The organism is Okeania sp. SIO2B9, from assembly GCF_010672505.1.
In the GTDB taxonomy this organism is placed as follows: Bacteria; Cyanobacteriota; Cyanobacteriia; order Cyanobacteriales; family Microcoleaceae; genus Okeania; species Okeania hirsuta.
The window spans coordinates 1-3,004 of the sequence record NZ_JAAHGK010000966.1 but is presented as its reverse complement, the minus strand read 5'-3'; the positions used below and the strand labels follow the sequence as shown (position 1 = coordinate 3,004).

General features: G+C 38.7%; 5 protein-coding genes and 1 pseudogene. All 6 read left to right on the top strand.

Annotation, left to right across the window (positions count from 1 at the left end; all coding sequences use genetic code 11):
• The coding region (locus F6K13_RS26090) for a F0F1 ATP synthase subunit A (RefSeq protein WP_287288860.1) at positions 1 to 196 on the top strand (196 nt) is incomplete at its 5' end.
• A gap of 346 nt (positions 197 to 542) precedes the next feature.
• Positions 543 to 788 carry an ATP synthase F0 subunit C gene (atpE, locus tag F6K13_RS26085; protein WP_011611801.1) on the top strand — a complete coding sequence of 82 codons (246 nt, stop codon included), beginning with the start codon at positions 543 to 545 and terminating at the stop codon, positions 786 to 788.
• A 344-nt stretch (positions 789 to 1,132) separates the two neighbouring features.
• The gene (locus F6K13_RS26080; RefSeq protein ID WP_124143163.1) at positions 1,133 to 1,618 is read left to right on the top strand and encodes a F0F1 ATP synthase subunit B'; all 486 of its coding nucleotides are present in this window, start codon (positions 1,133 to 1,135) and stop codon (positions 1,616 to 1,618) included.
• A gap of 92 nt (positions 1,619 to 1,710) precedes the next feature.
• Positions 1,711 to 2,244 (top strand): F0F1 ATP synthase subunit B, encoded by a 534-nt coding sequence (locus F6K13_RS26075; RefSeq protein ID WP_124143162.1) that lies wholly within the window; start codon positions 1,711 to 1,713, stop codon positions 2,242 to 2,244.
• The gene (atpH, locus tag F6K13_RS26070) at positions 2,241 to 2,786 is read left to right on the top strand and encodes an ATP synthase F1 subunit delta (protein ID WP_124143161.1); all 546 of its coding nucleotides are present in this window, start codon (positions 2,241 to 2,243) and stop codon (positions 2,784 to 2,786) included. Before F6K13_RS26075 ends, atpH begins: the two co-directional genes overlap by 4 nt.
• 44 nt (positions 2,787 to 2,830) lie before the next feature.
• A pseudogene (locus F6K13_RS26065) lies at positions 2,831 to 3,004 on the top strand (F0F1 ATP synthase subunit alpha); the annotation flags it as partial.

Sequence of the window (3,004 nt, the reverse complement as noted above, 5' to 3'; positions counted from 1 at the left end):
CCGTTTATTTGGTAATATTCTTGCTGATGAATTGGTTGTGGGAGTGCTAGTTCTGCTAGTACCTCTATTTATTCCTTTACCACTAATGGTTTTGGGTCTATTTTTAAGTGCTATTCAAGCATTGATTTTTGCAACCCTAGCTGCTAACTACATCGGAGAAGCGTTAGAAGAACATGGCGCAGAACATCACGATTAAGAATTAGGTGGGTAGTAGAAAAAAAATTTGCTTAAAAGTAACTCAAAGTCTGGTATTCTAAGCAGTGAATGGGATGAATTATCGCCAGATTCACGGAAACTGGAAATGGTAGAGCAATAAGTCCCCCAAAACAACAAAACAAGTAAACTTCAGAGTTGACGAGTGATGTGAGATAAAAGCATGAAACTTGAACTTATTGAGTTTCATATTTCACTTCAATCATCACATCAGTTCATCGAAAAAAGTGACAATTGTGTATGTAGTTGATTACGCAACAGTGTAATCAATATAGTTCTAGTTAATCGTCAAGTTTGTACTTTAGGTTAAAAAAGGAAAGAAAATTATTATGGATCCATTGATTGCTGCTGCTTCCGTCGTTGCTGCTGCCTTAGCTGTAGGTTTAGGTGCGATTGGTCCTGGAATTGGTCAAGGAAATGCAGCAGGTCAAGCTGTAGAAGGTATTGCCCGTCAACCAGAAGCAGAAGGAAAAATTCGAGGCACATTATTGTTGAGTTTGGCATTTATGGAAGCTTTAACAATTTACGGTTTGGTGGTATCACTAGTGTTGCTATTTGCCAACCCCTTTGCATAAACAACCCTCATTATAGAAAATAGGGATTTTAGATTTTTGATTTTGGAGATCGAAAATCTAAAATCTTTAACAAGCATTTCCTGACGGAATTCTTCCCTACGGGATGCTACGCAAACGCAAACAGCAGTTCAGCAGTCAGCTTTTTAGAAGGGAATTTAAGCCTCTCCTAAAATTAAGCGACTTTATAGAAGTTGGGGATGTTTTATCCAAGCTTTTCCGTTCCGGAATGCTCCGCAAACAAATACCTAATTGCGCAAATTTTTAGGCTGATAGCTGAAGCGCTAATAGCTGATAGCTAGTTAAATCCTACTTAAACTATGGGAACCACCTAAAGATTAGAGAAAATGATAAATTGGACAATATTACTAGCCGTTGAAGAAGTAGCAGAAAAGGGTGGTTTGTTTGACATTAATGCAACTCTACCCTTAATGGCAATTCAGTTTCTGATTCTGGCTTTTGTCTTGGATAAAATTTTTTACAAACCACTGGGTAAAGCTATAGATTCTCGTGCAGATTATATCCGCGACAATCAAATCAAAGCACAAGAGGGTTTGGCAAAAACAAAAAAATTAGCTGAACAATACGAGCAAGACCTAGCAGAAACTCGTAAAAAATCTCAAGCAATTATTACTGAAGCTCAAGCAGAAGCTCAGAAAATAGTAGCCGAAAAAGTGGCTAAAGCTCAACAGGAAGCACAAGCCAAAAGAGAACAAGCAGCTCAAGAAATAGAAGAGCAAAAGCAAGCAGCTTTGCAACAGTTAGAAGAACAGGTAGACTCTTTGAGCCACCAAATTCTAGAAAAACTATTAGGACCAGAATTGGTCAGATAGCCAAAGAAAATTCCAGGTGGAAAAGTTGAGGCGATAGATCGTAAAACTCAGCATCCAACAAGATAATTTAAGGCTAACTATCACAGGATATCATGGTAAATGTTTTATGGCTAGCCACAGAAGCTAGCGCAGAAGAAGGTTTCGGTTTAAACCTGGATCTTTTAGACACTAACCTAATTAATTTAGGAATTTTGATTGTAGTTTTAATTTATTTTGGGCGAGGCTTTATTGGGAAAATTCTTAGTGAAAGACGCGCCACTATTGAACAAGCAATCAAAGAAGCAGAAAAACGTCAACAAGAAGCAGCATCAGCTCTAGCAGCTCAACAACAAAAGTTGACCCAAGCTCAAGTAGAGGCTGAAACAATTCTAGCCACTGCTGAAACAAGAGCACAGGAAGTCAAGCAAAAAATTGAGCAACAGGCAGAACAAGATATTGAGCGGATGAAAGCTACTGCTAGCCAAGAGATGGACTCGGAAAGAGATAAAGCAATTGCCCAACTGCGCTCAATTGTAGCATCTAAAGCATTGGCACAAGTAGAATCTCGCCTCAAAGAAACTTTAGATGAGAATGCCCAGCAACAATTAATAGATCGTAGTCTGGGGTTATTAGGAGGTCAATCATGACTGTAATTGCTGGTGAAATTGTAGAACCCTACGCAGCAGCTCTAATGTCCTTGGCTAAATCAAAAGACCTTGCTGAGAGATTTGGGGAAGATATACGTTCCCTGATTAATATTATGGATGAATCCCCAGAATTGAAGCAATTTATGGGAAATCCAATTATTAAACCAGAAGACAAAAAAGCAGTGCTGCAACGCATGATGGGTGATGAAGCCGATCCCTATATGCGTAATTTTTTAATGCTGCTAGTTGATAGAGGTCGGATTATTTTTCTAGAAGAGATAGGGAAAAAATACCTAGCACTATTGCGAGAACTAAATCAAACTGTTCTAGCAGAAGTGACCTCCGCAGTAGAATTAAACGAAGACCAAAAAAATACAGTCCGCGAACGAGTCAAATCAATGACTGATGCAAGAGATGTAGATATTGAAACCAAAATCGATTCAAGTTTACTCGGTGGTGTCATTATCAAAATAGGCTCTCAGATAATTGACTCTAGTCTGCAAGGACAACTACGCCGAATTGGCAATAGCCTCAAAGCATAATTCACTCATTTTTTGTAATAAAGACTGGACAATAAAAAAGAAAAATGGTATCAATCAGACCTGACGAAATTAGCCAAATTATTCGCGACCAAATAGAACAGTACGACCAAGATGTCAAAGTATCTAACGTTGGTACTGTTCTACAAGTGGGTGACGGTATTGCCAGGATTTATGGCCTAGACAAGGTAATGGCAGGAGAACTCTACCAGTTCTCCTGA